Annotated in this window: 3 protein-coding genes; 1 reads left to right on the top strand and 2 read right to left on the bottom strand. The window is 46.6% G+C overall.

Annotated features, from left to right (window positions below):
- Positions 1-119: helix-turn-helix domain-containing protein (locus IM479_RS11365; protein ID WP_287699412.1), on the bottom strand; the 119-nt coding region annotated here is incomplete at its 3' end.
- 91 nt (positions 120-210) lie between these two features.
- Here IM479_RS11365 and IM479_RS11360 point away from each other — a divergent pair.
- Positions 211-1,458, top strand: coding sequence for a glutamate-5-semialdehyde dehydrogenase (locus tag IM479_RS11360; protein ID WP_287686102.1), 1,248 nt, complete (start codon positions 211-213; stop codon positions 1,456-1,458).
- A 184-nt stretch (positions 1,459-1,642) separates the two neighbouring features.
- Here the strand turns inward: IM479_RS11360 and IM479_RS11355 are convergent, their stop codons facing one another.
- Positions 1,643-2,449 (bottom strand): MlaE family lipid ABC transporter permease subunit, encoded by an 807-nt coding sequence (locus tag IM479_RS11355; RefSeq protein WP_287686101.1) that lies wholly within the window; start codon positions 2,447-2,449, stop codon positions 1,643-1,645.
- Between the last annotated feature and the right edge of the window lie 190 nt (positions 2,450-2,639).

The following is a 2,639-nucleotide window of genomic DNA, read 5'->3' as shown; positions in this document are numbered from 1 at the left end:
GCTTGTGTTCTGAGATGGAGAGCTTTATTGTAAACTAATCTTACACAGCCCAAGGTGCGCCGCAATAGCGACTCTTGTTCGGGTGTGGGGTAAAATCGAAACCAATAGGCTTTTTCCATGGGGAGCATTTTAGCATATATCGTGTAAATGCGCTAGTATTTAACGGTAAAGCCGTCGTAGAACGACGGGGTTTCAGACCCAAAATTTTCGATGATCGAAAGTTCCCCCAAAACCCCCCCGACGATCTTTAAGCAAGCATACAATGCTTTTCTGGCTCTAGGTCAATTCAATGGCAACGAAAGAAATCGCGGGGTAATCGCGATCGCTAATGGCATTAAAACTGGCTTTGATCGCATTTTAGAAGCCAATACCCTCGATTTAGAGGTCAGTCGAGAGATGGCCGTCTCAGAACAAATGATTCGCTGGTTACGGTTAACTCCCGAACGTTTAGAGACGACGGTGGAGGTATTGCAACAACTAGCGGAAGCATCGGATCCGCTGCAACAGGTAATTAACGCGGCCTATCAACTTAATCCGTCCCAAACCTATTGCCAAAGGATGCCCTTAGGAGTGATTGCCTTAGTCTATGAAGGTTTTCCCGAATTAGCGATGGTAGCGGCGGGATTTTCCCTAAAAAGTGGCAATAGTTTGATTATTCGCGGTTCCAATGCCTCTAGTCATTCCGATGGAGTGATTACGGAAATTATCCAAGAAGCATTGGAAGATGTGGGTTTACCGGTGGATTGTGTGAGTGGTTTACCCTGTGATTCTAGTCCCTCCCTAGAGGAGTTGCTGACCCAGGAAAATTATGTTAATTTAATTATTCCCTACGGTCGCCCTAGTTTAATCGGTCGGGTGAGTCAATTGGCCACGGTTCCCGTTTTGCGTGCGGCCATGGGAAACTGTTATTTGTATTGGTCTCCTAGTGGCGATTTGGAGTTAGCTCGTCAGGTAATTATCGATAGTCATGGCAGCATACCCGATCCGGTTAATGCGATCGAAAAAGTTTTAATTAGTCCCCATCAGAATTCTTCGACTTTAAGTCGTTTGTTTAAAAGTTTGCAGGAAAAAGGCTTTAAATTGCGGGGAGATACCCGATTAGCGGCGGATTTTCCGGAACATTTAACCATTGCTACCGATAATGATTGGCAAAGACCCTATTTAGAAAAAACCCTGGCCTTTAGGTTAGTGGATACCCTAACTGATGCGATCGCTTGGATTAATAAGTATAGTAGCGGTCATGCCGATTGTATTGTCACCGAATCCTATCGAGAAAGTCGTCAATTCGCCATGGAGTCCGATAGTGCTTTAGTTTATATCAATTCTTCACCCCGATTTGATCGCAATCCCAAACAGGGAGAATCGGTATTTTTGGGCATTTCCAACCAAAAAGGCCAGCGCCGGGGGTTAATCAACCTAGAAACCTTTACCACCCTTAAACAGGTGGTGCAGGGGTAGTTTTGGTGAACTGGGTATTGTTAAGTTAGCTAAAAACTCAGATAACCCGGACTGTTCTGAGTGCCGCAGTTCCGGCGTCCCCTTATCGACCTAGACTAATTTAGGGTCTGCTGAAAAAGTTTTTCCTAGGGGTAGGGTGTGGGGTGTAGGGTGTAGGGTGTAGAATGAGCGTTTTTAACTGAAATTACTGTCCAAATAAAACCGAACTATTGCCAGATCCTTGGAACAAGATCCAGGTCATCAGCAGATTAGATACAAAAATCGCTAAGAGCATAGTGACTACGGCCGCGGTAGTAGCTTGGCCGACTCCTTTAGCACCGCCATCGGTCGTTAAACCCCAATTACAGCCGATAATCGCGATTAAAGCCCCAAAAACCACCCCTTTAACTGGTCCACTCAGCACATCTCCCACACCCAGGAAACCGTGAACCGAGTCGAGAAAAACTGAATTAGCAATCCCGTATAAACTTTGGCCGACCAGCAAACCGCTACCTAAACCGATCAGCAACGCCATAATACTCAAAGCGGGAACCATAAGACAACAGGCAATTAAACGGGGCAGCACCAGATATTCCACGGGATCGGTTTTGAGCATATAGAGTGCGTCGATCTGCTCTGTCACCTTCATGGTACCGATTTCCGCGGCAAAAGCCGATCCTACCCGACCGGCTACCACGATCGCCATCATAATCGGACAGAGTTCCCGACCGAGAGCAAGGGCCAAAATTCCCCCCACCATACTGCTGGCACCCAAAGCTTGGAACTCCCGCGCCACCTGGATCGTAAAGATCATCCCGATCACCGCGGCCGTGATCATGGCGATAATCAGCGAGGCGGGCCCGGCTGCTACCATTTGTTCTTGGGTGACGCGCCAATCGGGTTGGCGCGTGAATAGGAAGTAAAAAACCCTGCCGGTTAATAGTACCGCTAACCAACAGCGCCGAAACCAAGAGCTTAATTCCTTGCTAAAAATCGCTAATAAATCCTTCATGGTCCCCAAAATCGATCGGACTAGAGAAAAGTCTATCCTGTTTTGTCTTCTAATAGTTAGTAAAAGTATAGTCAAATATAGACAGACTGAATTCCATTTCAGAAATTCCCTTCACTTTTACTTCGAGAGATTAATTCTCCTTGGGTGAACTACGCACCTCTCTATCCCATAGCGGTTAAACGCATTTGGG

Origin of the sequence: Microcystis sp. M165S2 (assembly GCF_020245885.1) — a bacterium.
Taxonomy (GTDB): Bacteria; Cyanobacteriota; Cyanobacteriia; order Cyanobacteriales; family Microcystaceae; genus Microcystis.
Note: the sequence above shows the minus strand (reverse complement) of the source record. Positions and strands in the feature narration are given on the sequence as shown.